At 34.9% G+C, this 1,772-nt stretch carries 1 pseudogene; it reads left to right on the top strand.

Annotation, left to right across the window (positions count from 1 at the left end):
- Positions 1–945: pseudogene (locus tag B494_RS21040) on the top strand (hypothetical protein); the annotation flags it as partial.
- Positions 946–1,772 lie beyond the last annotated feature (827 nt).

Here is a 1,772-nt window from a genome sequence, read left to right as displayed (position 1 = left end):
GGACCGACGGGAGCCACTGGACCGACGGGCGTTATTGGACCTACCGGACCTGGTATATTTGTATGGGGAGATGAAACAGTCATTTGGGCTGACTCAGCCGCTCCAGGCCCTGGAACCGGAACTCCATCTGATCCTTACAATTCTTTACAAGCTGCTATAAATGCTGCAACCAGCAATGCATTAGCTATCACTTTTGGTATGAGAGCAAGATTAACGATCTTAATTGCAAGTAATTCAGTTTTTGATGAAGATATTGTCATTCCACCCGCCAGACATGTACAGCTACTTGGGTTAGGTCCATGGGTTTTAGGAAACGCCGATTTAACAAATTTCGGATCTTCAACTCCAAGAAATATAACAATACAATCTAATTCATCAGCAGAAAATGTCTATTTAACACAAGGACCAGAATTTGTTGCTCGACCTGTTACAGTTGTGGGAACTTTAAATAACGGAACATCGGTAAGCACCCACACCAACTATACCAACGGAGCTATTATAAGTGGAGATATTTTTTTTCAAAATACTGATCCTATAGATCCATTTACTACGATAGAATTTCAACTTCTTAACGCAAGAGTTGAAGGTAGCATAATAGCTGATCCAGTAGATCCGCATTTTGGGATTCTTAACACCTATATATTTAATAGCAGATTAAACAACATGATTAAATCTGGATTAAGAATAAATCGTATGGTAGATACACGCATTGATGGAGAAATTAATGTTACTGGCTACTCAAATATCTTAAATTGTTGGATTCGCGGAAGTGTAACTGTTACTTCAGCTATTTCAGATGTTCCACCAACAGGAGTATATAGCACCCAATTTGATACAATAACTTGGACTGGCCCCCTTGTCCTAGACTCTGAATCAAATTACTACTTTATAAATAGTGCATCTAGTTTGGTCGGGACCAAAACAATTTTATTTAGCATTGCCTAAAAATAAAGTAATTGTTTTTAGAAAATAATTACTTTCAATATTTATTAATCTACTAAAAAGCTCGTAATAAAATGGCATACTGTATAATCATTCATAAATACAAAGCCTGAGAATGTACAATTTTTTGTATAAATATACTGCTTTAAATAAAGATCACATAAAAAGGAAGACCCTTTTTATAGAACAAAGCTACTCCACCACATTCACAGAAAATGGGTCTTCCCAATGAACAGCTTACTAGAAACTTACCAAAGTGATCTTGTTTTGTCACAACTGGAATTATATAAGTTTTTGCATAACCGCGATCTCAGCAATAATTCATCAGCTCACAAAGCTGCATTCATTCTATTGCGGTTATCACCATAGTCAATCATAGCGTATTTGATCTAGTAGTTGTGCTTCTATTATAATGCTTCAATTTTTATTTTTGGAAATTATGTCCTCCCACTCATATACTATCACTACTCGCTTCCAATTGTTTGACCACCTAAAAAAACTAAGAAATGGTCCCAAGGTCAAGGACAAGCAGCTACGCTGTGGCTCAGCGATTAAATAAATTGTTATTATAAACATTTAAATTGATTTTTGTGTTTAATCATTAGCTATTACATCTTATAAATTCACCGTTTTTTACTTCTAAAACTTTATTCACTAGAATTAATATCAAAAGTCAAAATTAAAATTGGACTGAATAAATCAGCTACTCGCCTTGTCCAAAGGCAGAACTTCACATACTATATGTTGAGCTAAATTTCTATTAACGCTAGTTATTTGGCTTAATTTAGCGAAGGGAGGATTTTTATGTCTATTGAAAATTTAGTTGTTAA

The sequence above is a fragment of the Amphibacillus jilinensis Y1 genome, from assembly GCF_000306965.1.
Classification (GTDB): Bacteria; Bacillota; Bacilli; order Bacillales; family Amphibacillaceae; genus Amphibacillus_C; species Amphibacillus_C jilinensis.
This window is presented reverse-complemented; position numbering and strand designations above follow the sequence as displayed.